This window comes from Marinibacterium profundimaris (genome assembly GCF_002210095.1).
Taxonomy (GTDB): Bacteria; Pseudomonadota; Alphaproteobacteria; order Rhodobacterales; family Rhodobacteraceae; genus Marinibacterium; species Marinibacterium profundimaris.
The window spans coordinates 1-22575 of the sequence record NZ_AQQR01000010.1 but is presented as its reverse complement, the minus strand read 5'-3'; the positions used below and the strand labels follow the sequence as shown (position 1 = coordinate 22575).

The window sequence follows — 22575 nt, the reverse complement described above, 5'->3', positions numbered from 1 at the left end:
GTCCCGCCTGTCAGGGCATCTGCCGGGTCGCCAGCAGCATCGCCTCGCAGGTCTTGAGGTTATGCGCCTCCAGCCGCGCGGCCAGGTCCAGCGGGGTGCGGGCGCGCAGGGCGATCATGATCTGGTCATGCTCGGCGAAACTGTCGGCCACGCGCGAGAAATCCTCGTTCACCACGAACCGGTACCGCCAGATCCGCTGTTGCAGCCCGTCGTAGGTTTCGCACAGAAGCGCATTGCCCGAGACCTGCGCGAGGCCCTTGTGGAAGGCATAGTTCAGCCGCGTGTAGTCATCCATGTCACCCCGGTCGAGTGCGGCGCCCAGTTCCAGGTGCAGGGCGTTGATATGGTCCAGGTCGTCCTGCGTGACCCGGGCGGCGGCGGTCAGGCCGATCAGCCGTTCCAGCGCGCCCTTCAGCTCGAAAATCGGGCCGATCTGGTCGGGGTAGACCGGGGCGACGATGGCGCCGCGATTGGGCCGGAGTTCCACGAAGCCCTGCGCGGCCAGCACCTTCAACGCCTCGCGCAGCGGGGTGCGCGAGACGCCGAACCGGCGGCAGAGATCCGCCTCGGGGATTCGCCGGCCGCTTTCCAGCGTGCCCTCGATCATCAGCTGGCGCAGACGGCTGACGAGCGTCTCGTGCAGCGACGCCTCGCCCGCCCGGCCTTCCTTCTCCGCGTCGGGCGGCTCGTCCCTCACATCCGTCTCGGCCATGTCCTCTCCCCGTGACTGTCGCGCCGCAGCCGGTTCACTTGCCGAACATCATGCCGAATTCGGACAGCGGCGTCATGTCGATGCCGGCCTCCTTCAGGCAGCCCCACAGGGTGAACGCCACGGAATCAAGCACAGGGATCCCCAACTCGCGCTCCAGCCGGGCCGCCACCAGCGGGCCGCGCATGTTGGTACAGACGATGGCGATCGCATCCGGCTTCGCCTCGGCCACCTCGCGGCACATGCGCTCGATCTCGTCCTCGGACACCTCGGAGAACGAGAAGTTGTCGGAGCGGTTGCTGTGCCGTTCTGCGACCGTCTCGACCCCGATCGCGGCATAGTTTTCAATGATCTGCTGCTGCACGTCCGGGGTGTAAGGCGTGACCAGCCCCAGCTTTTTCACGCCGAAGGCCCCGATCAGCGCGTTGAGGCTTCGGATCGCCGAGGTCGCCCGCGCGCCGGTGCGTTCGGCCAGCGCGGCGCAAAGCCTGTCGTCGCTGTCAAAGCCCAGCCAGCTGGCCGAAGTGCCGTTCCACGCGATGACATTGACCTTGGCATCGGCCAGCAGATCCGCCGAGGCAAGGAAGGGGTCGATCCCGAACTGGTCGTTCGATCCCTCGTCCAGCGCGATTCGCGTCACCCGCAGGCGGCCGAAATGGACCGAGACCTGCGGAAACAGCGGCCAGGCCAGCGCCGCCGTGTAGGGTTCGACCACCGTGTTGGACGAAGGGGTCAGCATGCCGATGATGGTCGGGCCGGAAGAATCGCTTGTCTGCATTCAGAAATTCCATTCACTGCAAGGGCGGCGGGAGGATTGCATTCATTTTCTGCAGCTCCACGTGTACTGTTGTCCTGACAAGTTGCGCCACGCCTGCGCAATCTCGTCAATGCGCGAAACCCGCAAAAATCCATGAAACGGGCATATCACCGGCATTATCCGGCAGTTTTCGCCCAAAAATGCGCCGTTCTCGGAAGAAATGCAAAAAGCTGGCCGGCATGTGGGAATTTGCGTTGATCGCCGCGCCTGCTTCCTGAAACGCTCGGGTCAGTCCAAAAATGAATGCAATCTCAGGGAACCGAAAATGCGCAACACTCTCACAGCTGCCCTGGCCGCGGCCGCCCTGGTCAGCGTCCCGGCGCTGGCCTCCGCCCAGGAGTCGCTTCGCGTCGCGGGCAACTTCTCGCAGAACACCAAGCAGGTCGCGATCGAGCAGGCCTTCTTCGACAGCCTGGGCGAGAACGCCGGCGTCGAGCTGGAAATGAACTACAACCCGATGGACGTGGTCGGCGTGAAGGCCCCCGACGCGCTGCGCCTGCTGCGCAGCGGCGCCTTCGACGTGATGTCGGTGCAGATCGGCATGGCCTCGCGCGATGACCCGTTCTTCGAAGGCATCGACCTGATCGGCGTGGCCACCGACATGGACAGCCTGCACACCGTGGTCGACGCCTATCGCGACGCCTTCGACACCCGCCTGCAGGAGAAGTTCAACGCCAAGGCGCTGACCCTCTGGCCCTTCGGCCCGCAGGTCTTCTATTGCAACGAACCGATCGAGACGCTGGCCGACTTGGACGGCATGAAGGTCCGCAGCTTCACGCCGTCGATGTCGGCCATGCTGGAATCGCTGGGCGCCACGCCCGTCACCCTGCAGTTCTCCGAGGTTTACCCCGCCCTGCAGCGCGGCGTGGTGACCTGCGGCGTGACCTCGCCGACCTCCGGCAACACCGGCAACTGGCCCGAAGTGACGACCCACCAGCTGCCGCTGTCGGTCTCCGGCTCGGTCCAGGGGCATTTCATCAACCTCGACACCTGGAATTCCTTCTCGGCCGAAGAACAAGCCGCGCTGGAAGAGGAATTCAAGTCGCTCGAAGATCAATTGTGGGAGCTTGCCGTCTCGGCCAACGGTGACGCGGTCGCCTGCAACACCGGCGCCGACAGCTGCAGCGATCACACCAAGTTCGACATGGAGCTGGTCGAGATCACCGATGACGACCGCGCGAAGATCAAGGAAATCGCCGAGACCGTCGTGCTGCCGATCTGGAAAGAGACCTGCAACAATGTCGATCCCTCCTGCTCGGAGACCTGGAACGAGACCGCGGGCGCAGCCGCCGGCCTGACCATCAACTGAGCCCCGCCAAGGGCAAGAACTGTGCGGGGGCGCCGATCCGGCGCCCCCGTTTCCCCATTCACCCGGGACCGGGAGAGGCCGAATGTCCGAAGAAAACAGGGTCGCCGGGGCGCTGACGCCCGTCGCGCGGTTCCTCGCGCTGGTGGCCGGATACGCCCTGCTGCTGCTGACGCTGACGATCACCGCCGAGGTGCTGCTGCGGCGCTTCGCCAATGTCTCGCTTCAGGGCAGCGACGAGCTGGGAGGCTACACCCTGGCCATCACCGGCGCCTTCGGCTTCTCTCTGGCCGCGATCGAACGGGCCCATACGCGGGTGGAAATCCTGACCGAGCGGATCAATCCCGCGGTGGGCTCGGTCCTGAACCTGCTGGCGACGCTGGGCACCATGCTGATGGCGCTTTTCATGGCCTGGCGGGGCTGGGCCGCGCTGATGGAAAGCATTGAATTCAAATCCCTGTCCGGCACGCCCCTGATGACACCGCTGTGGATGCCGCAAAGCGTCTGGGTCTTCGGGCTGGCGGTTTTTGCCATCGTGTCGACCGCGCTGTTCCTGCATGCCGCGATGCTGTTCCTGCGCGACCGCGACCGGCTGAACCGCTTCTACGGGCCCAAATCGCTTGATGATCTCATCCACGAAGAACAGGCCGGCGTGACGGCACGAGGTGCGCAATGATCGGTATCGGCACGGCAACGCTTGGCTTCCTGATGATGCTGGGCTTCATGCTGATCGGCCTGCCCGTGGCCGTGGCGATGTTCCTGACCGCCTTCATCGGCGCCATGACGACGATGGGCTGGCCGATCCTGATGACTTTCGGGAACCAGATCTGGAGCGGTCAGAACGATTTCATCCTCACCGCGATCCCGCTGTTCGTCTTCCTGGGCGAGATCCTGGTGCGCTCCGGCGTGGCCGACGGGCTGTACCGCGCGCTGTCGGACTGGATGCGCAAGCTGCCGGGCGGGCTCCTGCATTCCAACATCGGCGCCTCGGCCTTCTTCGCCGCCGTCTCGGGATCCTCGGTCGCGACCGCCGCCACCATCGGCAACGTCGCCATCCCGATCCTGTCCGAGCGCAAGTACGACGAGCGCCTGACCGCCGGCACCATCGCCGCGGGCGCCACGCTGGGCATCCTGATCCCGCCGTCGATCAACATCATCATCTATGGCTCGATGACCAATACCTCCATCGGCCAGCTCTTTGCCGCCGGCATCCTGCCCGGCATCGCGCTGACCGGCGCCTTCATGGCGCTGATCGCGGTGATCGCCGTGCTGAACCCCGGCGTCGCCGGGCCCAGCCTGCCCGACCGCCCGCTGCGCGAGAAGCTGAAATCGCTGCTGGAAATCCTGCCGCCGCTGCTGATCTTCGCCGTGGTGATGGGCGTGATCTATGGCGGCTGGGCAACCCCCACTGAATCCGCCGCCATCGGTGTGACCTGCGCGCTGCTGGTGGCGCTGGCCAAGGGCCGGATGACCTTCCCCCTGCTGCACGAGGCGATGATCTCGACCGTGCGCATTTCGGCGATGATCCTGCTGATCATGGTCGGCGCGCATTTCCTGAACTTCGTGATCGGCATGCTGGGCATTCCCCAGACCCTGACCCGCTTCGTGGTCGAACTGGGCGCCGGGCCGGTACAGGTGCTGTTCCTGCTGATCGTCTTCTACCTGATCCTCGGCTGTTTCATGGAGACGCTGTCGATGATGATCGCCACGCTGCCCGTGGTCTTCCCGCTGATCCTGCACCTGGGCATCGACCCGGTGTGGTTCGGCATCTTCCTGGTGCTGATGATGGAGACGGGGCTGATCACGCCGCCGATCGGGATGAATCTTTATATCGTGCAGGGCGTCCGGGGGACCGGGTCGATCATGGACGTGATCTGGGGCTCGCTGCCCTTCGTGGCGTTGATGCTGGCCTTCACCGTGATGCTGATCTTCTGGCCGGGGCTGGTGACCTGGTTGCCGAACCTGCTGTTCTGACCATGCAGCTTCTGACGGCCGATTGCGTGATCCCCGGCGCGGCGCAGCCCGTGCTGCGCCCGGGGGCCGTGGCGGTGGACGACGGGCGGATCCGGGCGGTCGGCAGGCCAGAGGATCTGCGGGCACGGTATCCGCAGGCCCGGGTCAGGCCGCTTGGCGATGCGATCCTGCTTCCGGGCTTCGTGAACGCCCACCAGCACGGACGCGGCCTCAGTCAGCTGCAGCTGGGGTACCCGGACGATCAGCTGGAACCCTGGATCGCGCGGCGGCGCGGGCGCGGGACACCGGATGCCTACCTGCTGACCCTCCTCGCCGCGCAGGAGATGCTGCGCAACGGCGTCACCGCCACGCTGCACGCGAATTATTCCTATGCCACAGGCGATTACGAGGCCGAGCTGCGCGGTGTGATCCGCGCCTATGAAGAGACGGGGCTGCGCGCCACGGTCTGCCTGGGTTTCGCGGACCAGGGCGGGCTGGTCTATCCGCCGGCCGACGAAGACGCCTTTCGCCACGACTTGTCGGGTCGGGCGCAGAGGCTGCTGTCCTCGGCGCGCCCCGCCTACCTGCCGCTGGACCGGACGCTCGACCTGATGGACAGGCTGCTGGAGGATTACGCCGATCACCCGACGATCACGCTTGCCCATGGCCCGGCGGGGCCGCAATGGGTCAGCGATGCGGCCTGGACGGCCATCGCCGCCCATACGGCGCGGACCGGGACGGGCATCCATTTCCATTTGCTGGAATCCCCGGCGCAACGGACCGTCGCGGACACGCTCTACAAGGGCTCCGTCCTGACACATCTCGAACGCCTTGGCGTCTTCGAGACCCACGTCAGCGCGGCGCATTTTGCCCAGGCGCGACCCGACGACCTGGCGGACGCACTGCGCCTCGGCCTTACCGTGGTGTCGAACCCCGGTGCCAACATGCGCCTCTTCAACGGCGCCCCGCCCCTGGCCGACTGGCGGGCCGCCGGGCTGCCCGTGGCGCTTGGCACCGACAATTGCGCGCTGGACGATACCGAGGATTACCTCTCCGAGTTGCGCCTTGGCGGGCTTCTGGCGCGGGGCACCGGGTCGCCCGCGAACGTCAGCCGGCTGACGCTGGCCATGGGCACTGAGGCCGGAGCGCGCGCGATCTTTCAACCCGACATCGGCACGCTGGCCCCCGGCAACCGCGCGGATCTTGTGGCACTAAATCCGGCCCGAGCGCGCGGCTCCTATCTCGACCCCGATTGCGACATGCTCGACCTTGTCATCAGCCGCTGCACCGGCGCCGACACGATCCTGACCATGGTCGGCGGCGACGTCCGGTACCGGGCCGGCGACCCACCCCCGCCCACCGCGACGGCTGCCGCCATGGCCGCGGCCGCGCGGCTGGCCGGACCGGACGCCCCCGACAGCGCCGAGGATATCGCCGACGCCGTCCGCCGCCACATCCACGAGGCAAAGGGCCGATGAAGGTCCTCGTCACGGGCGCCGCCGGGTTCGTCGGCACCGCGATCTGCGCCGAGCTTTGCGCGCGCGGGATCCCCGTGCTGGGCCTCGACCTGCGCCCGCCGCAGAAGAACTGGTCCGGCTTCGAGCACGTCACCGCCGATCTCCGCGACCAGGCGTCCCTGGAAACCGCGCTGAGAGGGCGCGGCCTGACCCACATGATCCACGCCGCCGCGCTGACCCCCGACGCCGCGCGGGAAGAGGCCGACCCCGCACTGGTGCTCGACGTCAACCTGCTGGGCGCCGTGCGCCTGCTGCAGACCGCGAAGGCCTGCGGGATCAGGCGGCTGCTCCAGCTCTCCTCGATCGCCGTCTACGGAAATGCCGCGCCCGAAGCCGATGGGCTCTACCACGAGGACCGCACCACCCCCGCGCCGCAAAGCCTTTACGGGATCGGCAAATACGCCGCCGAGATGAGCCTGCGGCGCCTCGCCCCAACGGCCGGGATCGAGCTGTCCATACTCCGCCTCGGCCCGATCTTCGGCCTCCACGAACACGCCTCCGACAGCCGCCAGGTCACCAGCCCGCATCACCAGATCCTGCTGGCCGCGCTCGAGGGCCGCCCCGTGGTGCTGCCCCGCGCGGTGCCGGCCGACTGGTGCTATTCCCGCGACGCGGCCGCCGCCATCGCATCTCTGGCAATGCTGGACGCGCCCCTCACCGAAACCGTGCATATCGGCTCGGGCACCCGCACCGACCTTCCCGACTGGTGCGCCGCCCTGTCCGCGCACCTGCCCGACTTCAGCTGGAGCATCGACACCACCGCGCCCACGATCCGCTACGGCTATCCTACCGACCGCCCCATGCTCGCCACCGACCGGCTGCGCACGTTGGTGCCTGCCGAACACACACCCCTGCCCGAGGCCGCCGCCGACTGGCTCGGCCATATCCGCACCCAGAAGGAGATCCGCCCATGACCCAACGCCTCACAGACCGCGTCGCCATCGTGACCGGGGGGTCCTCGGGGATCGGGCGCGCCATCGTCCGCAAATACGCCGCCGAGGGCGCCCATGTCATCGTCGCCGACATCACCGAAGAAGTCGTCGAGGGCGGCCCGCCGGTTTGCGATGTGGTCGCAGAGGAAGGTGGCTCGGCCGTCTTCGTGAAGACCGACGTCGCGCGCGCGGACGAGGTCGAGGCGATGGTGCAGGCCGCCGTGGCCCATAACGGACGGCTGGACATCCTGGTGAACAACGCCGTGCTGCGCGCCGGCAAGCCGCTGGTCGAGACCGAGGAGGCCGACTGGGACCGGGTGATGGACGTGAGCCTGAAGGGCGCCTACCTCTGCGCCCGCGCCGCCGTGCGCCAGATGATGGGCCAGGAAATCCGGAACGAGGTGCGCGGGCGGCTGGTCCATATCTCCTCGCAGCACGGCCATGTCTCGGCGCCCGAGGATTTCGCCTATGGCGTCAGCAAGGCCGGGATCGCCTATATGACGCGCCAGATCGCGTCCGATTACGGACCGCACCAGATCGTGTCGAACGCCGTCGCGCCGGGCAAGATCCTGACCGGCAAGGGCGGCCGCGCGGTCGAGCCGCGCATGATCGAGTATTCCGAGCAGCGCACGCCCTGGCCGCGCCTTGGCACACCCGACGACGTGGCCCGCGCCGCGCTGTTCCTGGCCAGTGACGAGGCGACCTACCTGACCGGGCACAACCTGTTCGTCGACGGCGGCTGGATGGCGGCGTAGCGGACGGCGTGGGGCCGGATCAGGCCCCCCACAGCCGCCGGCACAGGGCGTCGACGGCCGCATGCAGGGTCAGCGTCAGGATGCCCAGCACGATCAGCGCGGCGAACATCAGGTCGATCTTCGCCCGACCGTTGGCCAGCAGCATCAGATAGCCCAGCCCCTGCGACGCGCCCACCCATTCGCCGATGATCGCCCCGATCGGCGCATAGACCACGGCCAGCCGCAGGCCCGAGGCAAAGCCCGGCAGGGCCGCCGGCACGCGGATATGCCACATCACCCGGGCCGGTGGGGCGTTCATCACCCGGGCGAGTTCCAGCCAGCCGGGGGCGGTGCGCATCAGCGCGTCGAAGAAGGCCGAGGTCACGGGGAAATAAATGATAAGCAGCGCCATCGCGACCTTGGACCACAGCCCGTAGCCCAGCCACAGCGTCAGGATCGGCGCCAGCGCGAAGACCGGGATCGCCTGGCTGAACACCAGCATCGGACGCAGCAGCGACAGGGCCAGCGGCGAGGCCGCCAGAAGGATCGCCGACACGAAGCCCAGGGCAGACCCAAGGCCCAGGCCGACCAGAACCTCGATCGCGGTGATCAGCGCATGATCGGCGATCAGCGCCCGGTTGGACCAGAGCGCCTGCGCGACCAGCCCGGGCCCCGGCAGGATGAAGCGCGGCAGATCGGCCAGCGTGACCAGCGCCTGCCAGGACAGGACGGCCAGCAACGTGGCCGCGGCGGCATGCAGGGCGCGTGTCATTGCGCCTCCATCAGCTGCCGCAGCAGCGCGCCCTGGAAGGCCAGCGTGCCGGGCGCATCATATGTCCGGGGAACCTGGGCACAGGGCGGCTCGGCCATGCTCATGCCGTCGCCGGTCATCACCAGGACCACCTGCCCCAGCCGCGCGGCCTCGGCCACGTCATGGGTGACATGCAGCACGGTGCGTCCCGCAAGCAGCTCGGCGGACAGGTCCTGCATCCGGGCGCGCGACCGCGCGTCCAGGGCCGAGAACGGCTCATCCAGCAGCACGACGGGCCGGTCCTCCATCAGCGTCCGGGCCAGCGCCACCCGCTGGCGCTGACCGCCGGAAAGTTCATCGGGCCGCTTCGCGGCGTGGTCCGAGAGGCCCACCCAGTCCAGGATTCCGAGCGCCCTGTCGCGCGCCACCTCCGCGCCGCGCAGGCGCGCGCCAAGGGTGACATTCGCCGTCACGTCGAGCCAGGGCATCAGCAGATCGCCCTGCGCCATCAGCGCCACGCGCCCCTCCAGCGGCGCGCCGTCCCCGGCACCGAACGTGCCTTCGAATGTGACCTCGTCCCCAAGCCCCGCGAAAAGCCGCAGAAGCGTCGATTTACCCACGCCGGAGGGGCCCAGCAGGCAGGTCCATTGCCCGGCCGGAGCTTCCATCACCAACGGTCCGAAGATCGGCGTGTCGCCGATCTTCGCCTGACCGGACAGGTGCAGCGCGGGCGGCGGGGTCATTCGGGCAGGCCCATGCCCCAGAAGTCGACCTCCAGCCGCGTGGCCGTCGCGAAGACGTCGCACAGCGCGGGCCAGCGCGGCGTGGCCTCGGGCGCCGGGCCAAGCCGGCGGGCGACGGCGGTGTCGATCAGCGCGCCGACATCGCGGCAGGTCTGCTGATACTCGGCCCCGCCATAGGTCGCGATCCAGTCGGCATAGGGGGTCTTGCCCGCCTCGGCCGCCAGCCGCGCGCCGATCTCACCATAGCCCAGAACGCAGGGCGCCAGCGCCGCCAGCAGGTCGAGGAAATCGCCCCGGTGACCGGCATCGAGCACATAGCGCGTATAGGCGATGTTCTGCGGCGCCTCGGTGGCGGCGAAAAGCCGGGCCTCGGTGATGCCCTCGGCGGCGCAGGTCTGCACGTGCAGGCGCATCTCCTCGTCCAGCAGGGCCTGCACAGTGGCCGCGCAGGCGCGCATCTCGTCCAGTGTGTCGGCCTTGGTCACCGCCAGCGCCCAGGCGCGGGAGAAATGCACGAGGAACAGGTAATCCTGCACCAGGTAGCGCAGGAACCCGTCCCGCGGCAGCGTGCCGTCCGCCAGCCTCTCGACGAAGGGATGGCGGGTGTAGGCCTGCCAGGCCTCACCCGCCGCTCCGCGCCAGAGCGGAAAGGTCTCTCCGTAGCTCATTCCGCCCCCAGATCGACGGCCAGCGCGGTGACCGGGCGGGTGTCGCCGATCAGCCCGGCCTCGTGCAGGAAGCTCTCGAACCGCTGGTAGCGGCCCGCGTCCAGCGCCTCGGGGCGCAGGGCAAAGCGGGGCAGCGTGTCGGCCCAGGCCTTCTCGTTCAGCTCGTCCTGCAGCTCGGTCGAGGTGGCGGCGAACAGCTCCCAGCTTTCCTGCGGGTGGTTGACGATGTATTGCGTCGCCTTCTCCGTCGCGCCCAGGAAACGGCGGATCATGCCGGCATCCATCGTCTCGGGATTGGCGACATAGATCAGCTCGTCATAGGTCGGCACGCCCTGTTCCTCGGGATAGAAGCAGCGGCCGGCGACGCCCTCGATCTCCATCTGGTTCAGTTCGAAATTGCGGAAGGCCCCGATCACCGCGTCCACCTGCCCCGACATCAGCGCGGGCGACAGCGACCAGTTGACGTTGACCAGCTCGACATCCCCGGTGCCCAGCCCGGCCTGGCCCAGCATGGCCGACAGCAGCGCCTCTTCGACGCCCGCGACCGAGAAGCCGACCTTGCGGTCCTCCAGGTCGCCGATCTGCGCCACGGGGCCGTCGTCCAGCACCAGCAGGCAGTTCAGCGGCGTGGCGACCAGCGTGCCGACGCGCATCAGCGGCATGCCTTCGGCCACCTGTAGGTGCAGCTGCGGCTGGTACGAAATCGCAAGGTCGACCGATCCGGTGGCGGCCATCTTCGGCGGGTCGGCGGGATCGGCCGGGGCGATCACCTCGACCTCCAGCCCGGCCTCTTCGAAATAGCCCAGCTCCTCGGCCAGGATGATCGGCCCGTGGTCGGGGTTCACGAACCAGTCGAGCATAACGCTCATTTCGTCCTGCGCGGCGGCGGGCGCGGCGAGAAGAAGGGCAAGGGCGGTCAGGGGGGCTTTCATGCGTGGTCTCCGGTTGGGTCGCCCAGGGCGACAAGAAAGATGTCTCCGTCCCAGGCCGCGGCGAGCCGTTCGGCCGCGGCCCAGGCGCGCTGGCCCGAGCGGCAGCAGAGCACGGCGCGCTGCCCGGGTTCGGGGCGCGGGCCGCCGGGGCCAAAGGCACTGGCGGGCAGGCGATGGGCATAGGGGCGCAGAAGCGGCGCCTCGGTCTCGGCGCGCAGGTCGACGAGGAAATCGCCGGGCGCGATCGCGGAGGGGGCAAGGAAGCGCGGTTGGTGCGCGGGTTCGGGCGCGCCATCGAAGCGGAAACCGCCGAAGCGGAAGCCGCGCGCGTCCAGCGTGACAAGCTGGCCCAGCGGCGACGGGTCGAGCCCGGCCAGAAGCGCGATCGCCATCTGCGCCTGCAGCGCGCCGACCATCCCCACGACGGGGCCCAGCACGCCATCCTCGGCGCAGGAGCCCAGCCGCTGCGGCAGGTCGGGAAACACCGCCCGCAGGCTGGGCGCGCCGCCGCAGAAGGCCCCGCAATACCCATCAAGCCCGATGACGGAGGCGCTGACCAGCGGCTGCCCCGTGGCACGGCAGTGATCGGACAGGATGTAGCTCACCGCGAAGCTGTCCGCGCAGTCGAGCACGAGATCGACGCCGTCGCAAAGCGCCTTTGCATTGCCCGGGTCAAGCGCGGCGACGACGGGCTCCACCCGGCATTCGGGGTTGAGTGCGGTAACCGCCTCGGCCCCGGCCAGCGCCTTGGCGCGGCCGACGTCACCTTCGCGGAACAGCACCTGGCGATGCAGGTTCGTGATCTCGGCCCGGTCGGGATCGACCAGCCGGATGCGGCCAACCCCGGCCCCGCCAAGATAGGGCAGCACCGGCGCGGCCAGCCCGCCGGCGCCCACGACCAGAACATGGGCGTCCCGCAGACGGGCCTGGCCCCCGGGCCCCAGTTCCGGCACAGCGAGCTGGCGGGCATAGCGGTTCATCGCGTCGCCCCGATCCACTCGCGCAGGCGCGCCTCGGGGTCGTCGTTCAGGGTGATGTCGGTGACCACCGACACGATGTCGGCCCCCGCGGCAAAGGCGCCTTCCGCCCGGTCCACGCGCATCCCACCGATGGCGACCAGCGGCAGATCCCCGATCAGCCCCTTCCACTCGGTCACCTTTTCCAGCCCCTGCTGATGCCACTTCATCTTCTTCAGGATCGTCGGGTAGACCGGCCCAAGCGCCACGTAATCCGGCGAAAGTGACAGCGCGCGATCCAGTTCGGCATGGTCATGGGTGCTGATGCCCAGTTTCAGCCCGGCCCGGCGGATCGCCGGCACATCGGCGGTGTCCAGATCCTCCTGCCCCAGGTGGACCCAGTCGCAGCCCTTGTCGATGGCGATCCGCCAGTGATCGTTCACCACCAGCACCGCCCCGTGCACGCAGCAGAGCGCCTGCGCCGCGGCGATGGTCTCGCGCAGCTCGGCCTCGGGGCGGTCCTTCACGCGCAGCTGCACCAGCTTCACGCCAAGTGGCAGCATCCGCTCCAGCCAGTCGACACTGTCGAAGATCGGGTAGAAACGATCGAGCTTCATGACAGGAACGCCTTGCCGATCACCGGGGTCGAGGGCGCGGCCATGTCGCGGGGCTCCATCGGATCGGCCTCGAAGGCCAGCCGGCCGGCCTCCACCGCGCGGGCAAAGCCCTCGGCCATCGCCGCCGGATCGCCGGCCTTCGCGACGGCGGTGTTCAGCAGGACGGCGTCAAAGCCCATTTCCATCGCCATGGTGGCCTGGCTGGGCAGGCCCAGCCCCGCATCGACCACCATCGGCACATCCGGGAACTGCGCGCGCAGCGTCCGCAGCCCGTAGATATTGGTCAGCCCAAGCCCGGTGCCGATCGGCGCCCCCCAGGGCATCAGCACCTCGCAGCCCGCCTGCAGCAGCCTTTCGGCCAGAACGACATCCTCGGTCGTGTAGGGGAACACCTGGAACCCGTCCTCCGTCAGGATCCGCGCGGCCTCGACCAGGCCGAAGGGATCGGGCTGCAGCGTGTCGGCATGGCCGATCACCTCCAGCTTGATCCAGGCGGTATCGAACAGCTCGCGCGCCATCTGTGCCGTGGTCACCGCCTCGCGCACCGAATGGCAGCCGGCCGTATTGGGCAGGACGGTCACGCCCAGCTCGCGCACGAGATCCCAGAAGGCAGCGCCGGCGCGCTCGCCCCCGGCCTCGCGCCGGACAGAGACGGTGGCGATCCCCGCGCCAGAGCGGCGGAAGGCCTCGGCCAGCGTCGCGGGTGAGGGATATTGCGCCGTGCCCAGCATCAGGCGCGAGGCGATTTCGGTTTCGTAGACGCGCATCTCAGCCTCCCTGCCGGGGGGCGACGATTTCGACCCGGTCGCCGGGCGACAGCGCCCGGTCGCGCGCCGTGGCTGGCACGAAGGCTTCGTTGACGGCGGTGGCGACCTTCGCCTCGCCGTAGCCCAGCTCGTCCAGGGCGGCGGCGAGCGTGTCGCCCTGCACCTCGGTCTCGGTGCCGTTAACCGTGATCTTCATGATAAAACTCCGGTTTGCATCCGTCGAAGGCCAGCTCCGCCGCCATCCGCGCCAGCGCGGGGGCCAGCAGGAAACCGTGACGGAACAGGCCATTGACATGGATCGTGTCGCCGCGCCGGATCAGGCGCGGCAGGTTGTCGGGAAAGGCGGGGCGGGCATCGACGCCGATCTCCACCAGCTCGGCCTCGCCGAAGGCGGGATGCAGCGCATAGGCGGCCGACAGCAGCTCAAGCACCGACCGCACGCGGCGGCGGCGGTCGTCGCTTTCGATCTGGGTGGCGCCCAGCATGACATGGCCGTCGGCGCGCGGCACGGCGTAAAGCGGAAAGCGCGGATGCAGCAGCCGGACCGGGCGCGTCAGGCGGATGTCGGGGGCATGCAGCACGGCCATCTCGCCCTTCACCCCGCGCAGCGCGGGCAGGGCGTCGCGCGCCGCCAGGCCGCGACAGTCGAAGGTCAGCCCGTCGGCCCGGCCCTGTTCGGCCACGAAACGCACGCCGTCCGTCTCCAGCCGTGTCCGCAGGTGACGCAGCGCGGCACGGGGATCCAGGTGCGCTTCCTCGCCGACATGCAGCGCGCGGTCGAAGCGCCCCGCAAGGTCGGGTTCCAGCGCGGCCAGCGCCCCGGCATCCAGAAGGCTGTGGCCCCGGGTGCGCCGGGCGAAGCGGTCAAGCTCCCGCCGGTCGCGGCCCGGGGTGACGACGATGGTGCCCCGGCGCGTGACGGGCACGCCCTGGCTCTCCCACCAGTCGGCGGACACCTGGCCCAGGCGCACCACCGGCTCCTCCGCGGTCTCGCCCTCGCAGAAGGGGGCGAGCATGCCTCCGGCCCACCACGAACAATGGTGCGGCCCGGGCATCGGTGCGGGGTCGAAAACGGTGACGTCGTGGCCCCGGCGCACGAGTTCGGTGGCCACGCACAGCCCGGCGACACCGGCGCCGATGACGGTGGCGCGGGTCATTGCCAGACCTCGTGGAAATGGTGGACGGGGCCATGACCGCCGCCGATCCCCAGCCCGTCCGCGCCCCGGATGGCCCCGTGCAGCCACGCCTGCGCGCGCTGCACCGCCGGTTCGGCCCCGGCGCCCTTCGCCAGCTCGGCGGCAATGGCCGAGGACAGGCTGCAGCCGGTTCCATGGGTGTTGCGCGTGGCAAGGCGAGGCTGGTCGAAGGCGGCGACGCCGGTGGCGGTGACCAGCCGGTCGGTGCAGACCGGCCCCTCGGCATGGCCGCCCTTCATCAGCACGGCCCGGGCGCCAAGCGCGCGCAGCGCTTGGCCCTGCGTCTCGGTCTCCGCCGCGTCGCGCGCCATGTCGGGGCGGCCCAGCAGCCGCGCGGCCTCCGGCAGGTTCGGGGTCAGCACGTCGGCGCGGGGCAGCAGCAGCTCGACCAGCGCGGCCTCGGCCTCTTCGGCCAGCAGCGCGTCGCCTGACTTGGCCACCATCACCGGGTCCAGCACCACCGGCCCGCCATAGCCGGCAAGCGCAGACGCCACGGCGGCGACGATCTCGGCCGTCGCCAGCATCCCGATCTTGACCGCATCCGGGGGAATGTCGTCCAGCACGGCCGATATCTGCGCCCCGACCACGGCGGGCGAGATCGCCTCGACGGCAAAGACGCCCCGGGTGTTCTGCGCAGTGATCGCGGTGATTGCCGACGTGCCATAGACGCCAAGCGCCGAGAACGTCTTCAGATCGGCCTGGATGCCCGCACCTCCACCGCTGTCGGAGCCTGCGATCGTCAATGCGGATGCCTGTGGCCTCATGTCTTCCCCCCAGGGCGCGGGGAGGATGCAGACATGACGTGCGAGAGTGTTCGCGGCCAGCTCGTGCTCCGTTCCCTACGCCGGTATTGCCCGGATCAGGTTCGATGGGTTGGCTCGCGCCTCTCAGTCCCAAACGGGACACCCCAACGGATTCGACGAATTCGTAGCAGTCGGACGCCCCGCGTTCAAGCCGTGCGACGGAAAGCGACCCGGGGACCGGCCCGGACGCCTCGCCGGGGGCGGCGAAGGCGATGCTTTCACATGCAGATCGGGCAGTTGCCCGGCGCGGGGCCTTCAGCTTCCGGCGACCGCCGGTTCGCCAAGGGGCTGATCGCCGATGGCCTCGGGCGTGTCGAATTTCACGATCCGGCCATGGTCCATGACGGCGATCCTGTCGGCCAGCGCGCGCGCCTCGGACTGGTCATGGGTGACCATGATCGCCCCCACCCCGGCCTTGCGCTGCAGGTCGCGGACCGAGCTGCGCAGCGACACCCGCACCTGCGCATCCAGCGCGCTGAAGGGTTCGTCCATCAGCAGCAGCCGGGGACGGATCGCGAGCGCGCGGGCCATGGCCACCCGCTGGCGCTGCCCGCCAGAGAGCTGCGCCGGGTAGCGATGGGCCAGCCCCGGCAGCTCGATCATCTCGAGCAGCTCCTCGACCCGGCGCGCGATCTCGGCCCGGCCGGGGCCGTTCTTCATCACTTTCAGCCCGAAGCCCACGTTCTGCGCCACCGTCAGGTGCCGGAACAGCGCGTAGTTCTGAAAGACCATGCCGAAATGCCGCGCGCCCGAGGGCAGCCGGGTGATGTCCTCTCCGTCGAACTCCAGGCGGCCCCGGTCGGCATGCGCCAGCCCCGCGATGATGTTCAGCAGCGTGGTCTTGCCCGACCCCGACGGGCCCAGCAGCGCAATGAACTCGCCCTTGCCGACAGAAAGCGAGACGCCCTTGAGCACCTCCGTCCCCTCGTAGGACTTGTGGATGTCATGTGCCTCGAAGCTCATGTATGCGCCCTCCTTTTCGGGCCGAAGCGGTCCAGTACGCCGCGCAGCGCAAGGGTGACAAGGGCAAGCCCCGCCAGCACCGTGGCCGCGGCGAAGGCGCCGGTGGCGTTGTAATCGTTGTAGAGAAGCTCGATTTGCAGCGGCAGGGTCATCGTCTCGCCCCGGATCGCGCCGGAGACCACGCTAACCGCGCCGAATTCACCCATGGCGCGGGCCATGGTCAGCACCGTGCCATAGGCCAGCCCCCACGAGATGTTGGGCAGCACCACGTGCCGGAAGATGCTCCAGCCGCTGGCGCCCAGCGTCAGCGCGGCCTTTTCCTCGTCCTCGCCGGAGACCATCAGCACCGGCAGCACCTCGCGCATCACGAAGGGGCAGGTCACGAAGAGCGACACCAGCACGATGCCCGTCAGGTTGAACATCAGCTGGATGTTCCAGCCCTCCAGAGCCGCGCCGACCGGGCCGTAGGCGCCGTAGATCAGCAGGAAGCACAGGCCCGCGACGATGGGCGAGACGGCGAAGGGCAGTTCGATCAGCACCAGCAGCGCGCGGCGTCCGAAGAAGCGGTAGCGCGCGATCAGCCAGGCGGCGGCAACCCCGAAGACCAGGTTCACCGGCAGCACGAAAAGCGTGGCGATCACCGTCAGCCGCATGGCCGAGACGGTCTCGGGGTCGGTGATCGAGGCGACGTAGGTGCCCCAGCCCTCGGCGAAGGCGCGGTGGAAGATCGCGATCACGGGCAGCACGACGACGATGCCCAGGAACAGCGCTGCGAGCAGAATCAGCAGCTTGCGTGCCATGGCTCAGCCCCCCGTCCGCAGGTAGGATTGCAGCCGCGTCTGGGCCACGTTGATCGCCACCAGCAGCAGCAGCGAGACGCCCAGCAGCGTACCGGCGATGGCGGCGGCGGCGGGATAGTCGAACTCGTCGAGCCGGATCAGGATCAGCAGCGAGGCGATCTCGGTCTTGTAGGGCAGGTTGCCGGCGATGAAGATCACCGCGCCGAATTCGCCCAGCGAGCGCACGAAGGACAGGCCCACGCCGGTCAGGATCGACGGCATCAGCGGGCGCAGGATCACGTGGCGGAACCGCTGCCAGCTATTGGCGCCCAGCGTCAGGGCGGCGGCTTCCTCGTCGGGGTCAAGCTCTTCGATCGCGGGCTGGATGGCCCGGACGGCAAAGGGGATGGAGGTGAAGATCATCGCGATCACGATGCCCCACCAGGTATAGGCCACCTGGATGCCGACGCTGTCGAGCAGGCTGCCGACCCAGCCCGAGCGATCATAAAGCGCGACCAGCGCGATGCCGGCAACGGCGGTGGGCAGGGCAAAGGGCAGGTCGACCAGCGCGTCCAGCACGTTGCGCCCCGGGAAACGGTAGCGCGTCAGCACCCAGGCCAGCAGCAGGCCGAAGACGCCGTTCACCAGCGTTGCGGCGGCGGCGGCGGTAAAGGTCACCCGCAGCGCGGCCAGCACCCGTTCCGACCCCATGACCCGGATGAAATCGCCCGGCCCCAGCTGGCCGAGCTGCCACAGCAACCCGCTGATCGGCAGCAGAACGATCAGGCAGAGGAACAGGAGGGTGATGCCGAGGGACAGGGAGAACCCCGGCAGGATGTGCGGGGCGGTGCGTTTCATCGCGAGCATCGGGGGTCCTTGCGTCGTCGGGTCTTCAGGCGGGCGGTCGATTTCGGGCCCCGAGGGGCGGGCCCTGAAACGTGCGGCCCCCGCGCCGTGGCGCAGGGGCCTGTCATGCGGATCCCCTAGGGATCAGTTGCGGAAGATCGTATCCAGCGTGCCGCCATCGCCGAAATGCGTCTCCTGCGCCTCGGCCCAGCTGCCGAACACCTCTTCGACGGTGATCAGGCGCACTTCGGGGAATTGATCCGCCGTGGCCTCGACAACCTCGGGGTCATGCACGCGGTTGTTGAACGACGCGATGATCTCCTGCGCCTCGGTGCTGTAGAGGAAGTCCAGGTAGGCCTGCGATACATCCACGTTGCCCTGCGCCTCGGCCACCTTGCGGACCATGGCGACCGGGAATTCGGCCAGCAGCGACACCGACGGCACGACGCGGTCATAGGCGCCCTCGTCCTCGGCGGCGCGGATGTTCTCGACCTCGGCCTCGAAGGTGATCAGCACGTCGCCCAGCCCGCGTTCCACGAAACTGGTGGTCGCGCCACGCCCGCCGGTGTCGAAGACCACGACGTTTTCCAGGATCTTGCCGACGAAGTCCTGCGCGGCTTCGTCATCGCCCTCGAAGGCGTCCAGCGCATAGGCATAGGCGGCAAGGTAGGTGTAGCGTGCGTTGCCGCTGGTCTTCGGGTTGGGAAAGATGATCTCGACATCGTCGCGCACCAGGTCGTCCCAGTCCTCGATCCCCTTCGGATTGTCACCGCGCACCAGGAAGGCGGGCAGCGAGTAATAAGGCGAGGCGTTGTTGGGCAGGTCCTGCTGCCAGTCTTCGTCGACAAAGCCGCGGTCGGCCAGGATCTGCACGTCGAGCACCTGGTTGAAGGTCACCAGGTCGGCCTTGAGCCCCTGCAGGATGGCGCGGGCCTGTTTCGACGAACCGGCGTGGCTCTGCTGGATGGTCAGGGTCTCGCCGGTCTCGGCCTTCCATTGCTCGGCGAAGACCGGGTTCAGGGCGGCATAGAGTTCGCGGGCGATATCGTAGGAGACATTGAGGATCTCCCGATCTTGCGCGTGCGCGGGGCTGAAGAAGCCGGTCAGCGCGATGGCTGCGGCCCCGAGGCTGCGCGGGATGAAACGCGAAGACCGGAGGCTCGGGAAGGTGGAAGAGGTCATTGTCGGCTCCTGGTCCGTGTGAAGGTCAGGCGCTGAAAAAGTACCAATTTCCGGGAAGTTCAATCGGGTCGGGAGCAGAAAAGAACCAATTTCCGCGGGCTTGAAGAATTGAGGTAGAATTGTCTACCGGCAGCGGGGTCAGAAGAAACGCCGGTGCGGGCGGCACGGGCCACCCCCTCGCGCAGGGGCTGAAGAGAGATGTCCGATGCCCGTAACGTCCCATTTGAGCGGTGCGCAGGAGCGCCACGCGCGGTGCCGCGGTGCACGCAGCAACAGCTCACGGATCGAGTGCCCGGCCGGACTTACGTGGGCGGCCTTGAAGGCGACATGCCTCCGGCGTCCGGCGCAACGTCATGCGGCCCGAATGGCGTGGATGCAGACGGCGGGCCGGCCAGGCGGCAGACGGTGCGTTCAGGAGGCCTTGGCCATGGGCCCGTCGACGATGATCATCGGCGCGCCCCTGGAACACATCTCCACCCGGCTTTCGACGCCGTAGAGATCGCGGATCAGTTCGGGCGTCAGCACGTCCCGCGTGGCACCCGAGGTCAGGATGCTGCCGCCGCCAAGGGCGATGGTCATGGCGCAGGACCGGATCACCTGGTTCAGATCGTGCAGTGCCAGGATCACCACCGCCTCGGTTTCGGCGGCGTAGCGGTGCAGTGCGTCCAGCACCTCGTACTGGCGGTAGAGGTCCAGCGCCGAAGTCGGCTCGTCCATCAGCACGACCTTGGGCCGTGTCACCAGCGTCTGGGCAATGGACACCGCCTGCCGCTGCCCGCCGGACAGCTCGGGCAGCTGCCGTTCGGCCAGGTGCGCGACGCCGAAGCGGTGCAGCACGTCGTCGACCGCCGCCAGTTCCTGCGCCGAGAGCCGCCAGCCGCCGCCCTGCTGTTTCAGGGCGAGAATGATGGATTCGTAGACCGTCAGCGCCGCGCTCATCGCCGTGTCTTGCGGCATGTAACGCAGATCGTCGGGATCGGCCTCGATCAGCCGCACGGTGCCCGGTCCGCGCAGCTGGCCGGCGATGCGGCGGAACAGGGTGGATTTGCCGGCGGCATTGGCGCCCACCAGCGCGGTCAGCACCCCGCCCTCGATCCGCGGGGCCGAGGCCTCGGCCAGGATCTGCCGGCGGCCGTAGCGCGCGCCGATACGGTCCAGTGACAAGCTTACCATCCCTTGCGTCCTTTCGTCAGGATCAGCGCGGCGAAGAAGGGCACGCCGACCAGCGCGGTGATGATGCCGATGGGCAGGACCGCACCGGGCAGGATCGCCTTGGACAGAACCGAGGTGGCCGACAGGATCACCGCCCCCGATAGCATCGCGCCGGGCAGGAAAAACCGCTGGTCCTCGCCCAGCAGCAGCCGAGCGATATGCGGCCCGACGATGCCGATGAAGCCGATGGTGCCCACGAAGGACACCGGCACCGCCGCCAGCAGCGACACCAGCAACAGCGCCTCGAGCCGCAGGCGGCGCACCGGCACGCCCATGGCGGCGGCGCGTGTCTCGCCCAGGCGGATCGCCGTCAGCGCCCAGGCCCGGCGCATGAAGAGCGGCGTGCACACCGCCAGGATCGCGGCGGTGATGGCGACCTTGCCCCAGGTCGCCTTGGTCAGGCTGCCCATGGTCCAGAACACCACCGCCGACAGCGCCTGTTCCGAGGCGAAGTACTGCAGCAGCGCCAGCGCCGCGTTGAAGGAAAAGACCAGCGCGATGCCCAGCAGGATGATCGTCTCGACCGTGACACCGCGCATGGTCGACAGGCCGAAGATCAGCAGCGAGGCAGCCATCGCCATGGCGAAGGCATTGATCGGCACCATCAGCCCGATCGCCGCCGGGAACAGCGCAACGCCCAGCACCATCGCCATGGCCGCGCCGAAACTGGCCGCGGCCGACAGGCCCAGGGTGAAGGGGCTGGCCAGCGGGTTGGCCAGGATCGTCTGCATCTGCGCGCCCGCCAGCGACAGGCTTGCGCCCACGGTCACCGCCAGCAGCGCCATCGGCATCCGGATATCCCAGACCACCACGCGCATCTGCAGCTCGGCCGCGCCGGGGGCGAAGATCGTCCTCAGAACATCCCCCAGCCCGTAGCGCGCCGGCCCGAGCGAGACATCGACGGCAACCGACAGGACCAGAAGCGCGGCAAGCCCGGCCAGGATGACCAGGCGCCGGGCAACCAGGCCCCGGTATCTGTCTGCGTGCTGGACCGTATCGGTCGTGGCTGTCGACATGGAGTGCCTCGTGCAAGGGGCGGCCCGGGGGCCGCCCGCCGGTTTCAGTGCGTTTCACCCGAGCCGAGCGAGACCCAGTAGCCGGGGCGGTACGCCACCGGCAGGAAACGTTCGTGCAGTTCGATCAGCGTCGCCTCTGGATCGAGGTCGGGGAACAGATCGGGGTGCAGCCAGGCCGCCAGCTGCTGCACCGCGACGAAGCTGTAGGGGTTGTTGTAGAACTGGTGCCAGATCGCGTGGACATTGCCGTCCTCGACCGCCTGCACGCCGGTGAAACCCGGGCGCTCCATCAGCGCGGCCAGTTTCTCGCGGTTGACGGCATCGTCTGCGCCGGGTCCCACCCCGATCCAGTCACCGCCCGGCACATAGGCTTCCCAATTGCCGCCGGTGACCACGATCACCTCGGGATCCGAGGCGATGACCTGCTCGGCATTCACCGTCCCGAAGGTGCCGGGGATGAAGGGCGCGGCCATGTTCTCGCCGCCGGCGAGTTCCACGAAAGTGCCGAAATTGCCGTTGCCGAAGGACATGCAGCAATCCTCGGAATAGCCGCCGGCGCGTTCGACGAAGGTCAGCGGGCGGCGCAGGTCGTCCTGCGCCTCGATCACGTCGGTGACGCGGGCGATCTGGTCCTGGTAGAAGGTGTTGAACTCGGCCGCGCGCTCTTCCTCTCCGAACAGCTCACCGATGATCTCCATCGACTTGGATGTATGCTCGAAGGGCTTTTCGCGGAAATCCACGTAGACGATCGGGATGCCGACCTTGGCCAGCTTCTCCTCGTAGCCGGCTTCGTCGGTGGCGGCCTTGGCCTCGAGGTTCAGGATCATCACGTCCGGGTCCAGCGACACGGCCTGCTCGATGTCGAAGGTGCCGTCCTTGAAGCCGCCGAAGGTCGGGATCTCGGTCAGTTCGGGGAAAACTTCGGCATAGGCCTCATAGCTCTCGGGCGATGCCTGGCGGAAATCGTCGCGCCAGCCGACGACGCGGGCGAAGGGATCTTCGCCATCCAGCACCGCCGCGAAGAAAATCTGCCGGCCCTCGCCCAGGATCACGCGCTCGACTGGTGCGTCGACCGTGACCTCGCGACCGGCAATGTCGGTGAGGGTAACGGGATCGGCTTGCACAAGGCTGGCGACGGAAAGGCTCAGCGCGGAGGCACCGAGCAGGGCACGAAGG

The 22575-nt window shown here is 68.5% G+C and carries 25 protein-coding genes and 1 riboswitch; of the genes, 6 read left to right on the top strand and 19 right to left on the bottom strand.

Annotated features, from left to right (window positions below; genetic code table 11):
- Nucleotides 1-10: 10 nt before the first annotated feature.
- Nucleotides 11-712 (bottom strand): GntR family transcriptional regulator, encoded by a 702-nt coding sequence (locus ATO3_RS19140; protein WP_088651509.1) that lies wholly within the window; start codon nt 710-712, stop codon nt 11-13.
- Between the two features lie 34 nt (nt 713-746).
- Nucleotides 747-1487: a maleate cis-trans isomerase family protein gene (locus ATO3_RS19135; protein ID WP_088651508.1), complete on the bottom strand. Its 741-nt coding sequence runs from the start codon at nt 1485-1487 to the stop codon at nt 747-749.
- Between the two features lie 304 nt (nt 1488-1791).
- Here ATO3_RS19135 and ATO3_RS19130 point away from each other — a divergent pair, with 304 nt between their 5' ends.
- The 6 genes from ATO3_RS19130 to ATO3_RS19105 all read left to right on the top strand — a co-directional run bounded on the left by ATO3_RS19130 (nt 1792) and on the right by ATO3_RS19105 (nt 7989).
- On the top strand, nt 1792-2835 hold the full coding sequence (locus tag ATO3_RS19130) for a TRAP transporter substrate-binding protein (protein WP_088651507.1): 1044 nt from the start codon (nt 1792-1794) through the stop codon (nt 2833-2835).
- Between the two features lie 82 nt (nt 2836-2917).
- Nucleotides 2918-3508, top strand: coding sequence for a TRAP transporter small permease subunit (locus ATO3_RS19125; protein ID WP_233152224.1), 591 nt, complete (start codon nt 2918-2920; stop codon nt 3506-3508).
- Nucleotides 3505-4806: a TRAP transporter large permease gene (locus tag ATO3_RS19120; RefSeq protein WP_088651506.1), complete on the top strand. Its 1302-nt coding sequence runs from the start codon at nt 3505-3507 to the stop codon at nt 4804-4806. Before ATO3_RS19125 ends, ATO3_RS19120 begins: the two co-directional genes overlap by 4 nt.
- Before the next feature lie 2 nt (nt 4807-4808).
- Complete coding sequence (locus ATO3_RS19115; protein ID WP_088651505.1) at nt 4809-6263, top strand: amidohydrolase family protein; 1455 nt, start codon at nt 4809-4811, stop codon at nt 6261-6263.
- Nucleotides 6260-7216: an NAD-dependent epimerase/dehydratase family protein gene (locus ATO3_RS19110; protein WP_088651504.1), complete on the top strand. Its 957-nt coding sequence runs from the start codon at nt 6260-6262 to the stop codon at nt 7214-7216. Before ATO3_RS19115 ends, ATO3_RS19110 begins: the two co-directional genes overlap by 4 nt.
- Nucleotides 7213-7989 (top strand): SDR family NAD(P)-dependent oxidoreductase, encoded by a 777-nt coding sequence (locus ATO3_RS19105; protein WP_088651503.1) that lies wholly within the window; start codon nt 7213-7215, stop codon nt 7987-7989. Before ATO3_RS19110 ends, ATO3_RS19105 begins: the two co-directional genes overlap by 4 nt.
- Before the next feature lie 19 nt (nt 7990-8008).
- On the opposite strand, the gene ATO3_RS19100 is transcribed toward ATO3_RS19105, so the two are convergent.
- The 17 genes from ATO3_RS19100 to ATO3_RS19020 form a co-directional block, all read right to left on the bottom strand.
- A complete protein-coding gene (locus tag ATO3_RS19100; protein ID WP_088651502.1) occupies nt 8009-8740 on the bottom strand; it encodes an ABC transporter permease in 732 nt (243 codons plus the stop codon).
- Nucleotides 8737-9462 (bottom strand): ABC transporter ATP-binding protein, encoded by a 726-nt coding sequence (locus ATO3_RS19095; protein WP_088651501.1) that lies wholly within the window; start codon nt 9460-9462, stop codon nt 8737-8739. Before ATO3_RS19095 ends, ATO3_RS19100 begins: the two co-directional genes overlap by 4 nt.
- Nucleotides 9459-10130 carry a thiaminase II gene (gene tenA, locus ATO3_RS19090; protein ID WP_088651500.1) on the bottom strand — a complete coding sequence of 224 codons (672 nt, stop codon included), beginning with the start codon at nt 10128-10130 and terminating at the stop codon, nt 9459-9461. Before tenA ends, ATO3_RS19095 begins: the two co-directional genes overlap by 4 nt.
- Nucleotides 10127-11062: an ABC transporter substrate-binding protein gene (locus ATO3_RS19085; protein WP_088651499.1), complete on the bottom strand. Its 936-nt coding sequence runs from the start codon at nt 11060-11062 to the stop codon at nt 10127-10129. The genes tenA and ATO3_RS19085 overlap by 4 nt, the downstream gene beginning before the upstream one ends.
- Nucleotides 11059-12042, bottom strand: a complete 984-nt coding sequence (locus ATO3_RS19080; RefSeq protein ID WP_088651606.1) for a HesA/MoeB/ThiF family protein — start codon at nt 12040-12042, stop codon at nt 11059-11061. Before ATO3_RS19080 ends, ATO3_RS19085 begins: the two co-directional genes overlap by 4 nt.
- Nucleotides 12039-12635: a thiamine phosphate synthase gene (locus tag ATO3_RS19075; RefSeq protein ID WP_088651498.1), complete on the bottom strand. Its 597-nt coding sequence runs from the start codon at nt 12633-12635 to the stop codon at nt 12039-12041. The genes ATO3_RS19080 and ATO3_RS19075 overlap by 4 nt, the downstream gene beginning before the upstream one ends.
- On the bottom strand, nt 12632-13402 hold the full coding sequence (locus tag ATO3_RS19070; RefSeq protein WP_088651497.1) for a thiazole synthase: 771 nt from the start codon (nt 13400-13402) through the stop codon (nt 12632-12634). The genes ATO3_RS19075 and ATO3_RS19070 overlap by 4 nt, the downstream gene beginning before the upstream one ends.
- Before the next feature lies 1 nt (nt 13403).
- Nucleotides 13404-13598: a sulfur carrier protein ThiS gene (gene thiS, locus ATO3_RS19065; RefSeq protein WP_088651496.1), complete on the bottom strand. Its 195-nt coding sequence runs from the start codon at nt 13596-13598 to the stop codon at nt 13404-13406.
- The gene (locus ATO3_RS19060) at nt 13582-14559 is read right to left on the bottom strand and encodes an FAD-dependent oxidoreductase (RefSeq protein ID WP_088651495.1); all 978 of its coding nucleotides are present in this window, start codon (nt 14557-14559) and stop codon (nt 13582-13584) included. Before ATO3_RS19060 ends, thiS begins: the two co-directional genes overlap by 17 nt.
- Entirely contained in the window at nt 14556-15362 is an 807-nt protein-coding gene (thiD, locus tag ATO3_RS19055; RefSeq protein WP_088651494.1) for a bifunctional hydroxymethylpyrimidine kinase/phosphomethylpyrimidine kinase, read from the bottom strand. Before thiD ends, ATO3_RS19060 begins: the two co-directional genes overlap by 4 nt.
- Nucleotides 15363-15417: 55 nt before the next feature.
- Nucleotides 15418-15518, bottom strand: a riboswitch (TPP riboswitch).
- Nucleotides 15519-15656: 138 nt separating this feature from the next.
- On the bottom strand, nt 15657-16364 hold the full coding sequence (locus ATO3_RS19050) for an ABC transporter ATP-binding protein (protein ID WP_088651493.1): 708 nt from the start codon (nt 16362-16364) through the stop codon (nt 15657-15659).
- On the bottom strand, nt 16361-17164 hold the full coding sequence (gene cysW, locus ATO3_RS19045; protein ID WP_088651492.1) for a sulfate ABC transporter permease subunit CysW: 804 nt from the start codon (nt 17162-17164) through the stop codon (nt 16361-16363). Before cysW ends, ATO3_RS19050 begins: the two co-directional genes overlap by 4 nt.
- 3 nt (nt 17165-17167) lie before the next feature.
- Nucleotides 17168-18010, bottom strand: a complete 843-nt coding sequence (cysT, locus tag ATO3_RS19040) for a sulfate ABC transporter permease subunit CysT (protein WP_088651491.1) — start codon at nt 18008-18010, stop codon at nt 17168-17170.
- Between the two features lie 123 nt (nt 18011-18133).
- Entirely contained in the window at nt 18134-19171 is a 1038-nt protein-coding gene (gene cysP, locus ATO3_RS19035; RefSeq protein WP_088651490.1) for a thiosulfate ABC transporter substrate-binding protein CysP, read from the bottom strand.
- Nucleotides 19172-19582: 411 nt separating this feature from the next.
- Complete coding sequence (locus tag ATO3_RS19030; protein WP_088651489.1) at nt 19583-20344, bottom strand: ABC transporter ATP-binding protein; 762 nt, start codon at nt 20342-20344, stop codon at nt 19583-19585.
- Complete coding sequence (locus tag ATO3_RS19025; RefSeq protein ID WP_088651488.1) at nt 20338-21399, bottom strand: FecCD family ABC transporter permease; 1062 nt, start codon at nt 21397-21399, stop codon at nt 20338-20340. The genes ATO3_RS19030 and ATO3_RS19025 overlap by 7 nt, the downstream gene beginning before the upstream one ends.
- A 44-nt stretch (nt 21400-21443) precedes the next feature.
- A partial coding sequence (locus ATO3_RS19020) for an ABC transporter substrate-binding protein (protein ID WP_198963314.1) occupies nt 21444-22575 on the bottom strand: 1132 nt, incomplete at its 5' end.

Bases quoted from the DNA above. Each gene is read 5' to 3' on its own strand.
- ATO3_RS19115 (WP_088651505.1), top strand. From the start codon at position 4,809: ATGCAGCTTCTGACGGCCGATTGCGTGATCCCCGGCGCGGCGCAGCCC.
- ATO3_RS19060 (WP_088651495.1), bottom strand. From the start codon at position 14,559: ATGACCCGCGCCACCGTCATCGGCGCCGGTGTCGCCGGGCTGTGCGTG.
- ATO3_RS19050 (WP_088651493.1), bottom strand. From the start codon at position 16,364: ATGAGCTTCGAGGCACATGACATCCACAAGTCCTACGAGGGGACGGAG.
- ATO3_RS19080 (WP_088651606.1), bottom strand. From the start codon at position 12,042: ATGAACCGCTATGCCCGCCAGCTCGCTGTGCCGGAACTGGGGCCCGGG.
- ATO3_RS19025 (WP_088651488.1), bottom strand. From the start codon at position 21,399: ATGTCGACAGCCACGACCGATACGGTCCAGCACGCAGACAGATACCGG.
- ATO3_RS19070 (WP_088651497.1), bottom strand. From the start codon at position 13,402: ATGCGCGTCTACGAAACCGAAATCGCCTCGCGCCTGATGCTGGGCACG.
- ATO3_RS19125 (WP_233152224.1), top strand. From the start codon at position 2,918: ATGTCCGAAGAAAACAGGGTCGCCGGGGCGCTGACGCCCGTCGCGCGG.
- ATO3_RS19135 (WP_088651508.1), bottom strand. From the start codon at position 1,487: ATGCAGACAAGCGATTCTTCCGGCCCGACCATCATCGGCATGCTGACC.
- ATO3_RS19105 (WP_088651503.1), top strand. From the start codon at position 7,213: ATGACCCAACGCCTCACAGACCGCGTCGCCATCGTGACCGGGGGGTCC.
- thiS (WP_088651496.1), bottom strand. From the start codon at position 13,598: ATGAAGATCACGGTTAACGGCACCGAGACCGAGGTGCAGGGCGACACG.
- cysT (WP_088651491.1), bottom strand. From the start codon at position 18,010: ATGCTCGCGATGAAACGCACCGCCCCGCACATCCTGCCGGGGTTCTCC.
- ATO3_RS19075 (WP_088651498.1), bottom strand. From the start codon at position 12,635: ATGAAGCTCGATCGTTTCTACCCGATCTTCGACAGTGTCGACTGGCTG.
- ATO3_RS19095 (WP_088651501.1), bottom strand. From the start codon at position 9,462: ATGACCCCGCCGCCCGCGCTGCACCTGTCCGGTCAGGCGAAGATCGGC.
- ATO3_RS19030 (WP_088651489.1), bottom strand. From the start codon at position 20,344: ATGGTAAGCTTGTCACTGGACCGTATCGGCGCGCGCTACGGCCGCCGG.
- ATO3_RS19140 (WP_088651509.1), bottom strand. From the start codon at position 712: ATGGCCGAGACGGATGTGAGGGACGAGCCGCCCGACGCGGAGAAGGAA.
- ATO3_RS19085 (WP_088651499.1), bottom strand. From the start codon at position 11,062: ATGAAAGCCCCCCTGACCGCCCTTGCCCTTCTTCTCGCCGCGCCCGCC.
- ATO3_RS19100 (WP_088651502.1), bottom strand. From the start codon at position 8,740: ATGACACGCGCCCTGCATGCCGCCGCGGCCACGTTGCTGGCCGTCCTG.
- ATO3_RS19120 (WP_088651506.1), top strand. From the start codon at position 3,505: ATGATCGGTATCGGCACGGCAACGCTTGGCTTCCTGATGATGCTGGGC.
- thiD (WP_088651494.1), bottom strand. From the start codon at position 15,362: ATGAGGCCACAGGCATCCGCATTGACGATCGCAGGCTCCGACAGCGGT.
- cysW (WP_088651492.1), bottom strand. From the start codon at position 17,164: ATGGCACGCAAGCTGCTGATTCTGCTCGCAGCGCTGTTCCTGGGCATC.
- tenA (WP_088651500.1), bottom strand. From the start codon at position 10,130: ATGAGCTACGGAGAGACCTTTCCGCTCTGGCGCGGAGCGGCGGGTGAG.
- ATO3_RS19110 (WP_088651504.1), top strand. From the start codon at position 6,260: ATGAAGGTCCTCGTCACGGGCGCCGCCGGGTTCGTCGGCACCGCGATC.
- cysP (WP_088651490.1), bottom strand. From the start codon at position 19,171: ATGACCTCTTCCACCTTCCCGAGCCTCCGGTCTTCGCGTTTCATCCCG.
- ATO3_RS19130 (WP_088651507.1), top strand. From the start codon at position 1,792: ATGCGCAACACTCTCACAGCTGCCCTGGCCGCGGCCGCCCTGGTCAGC.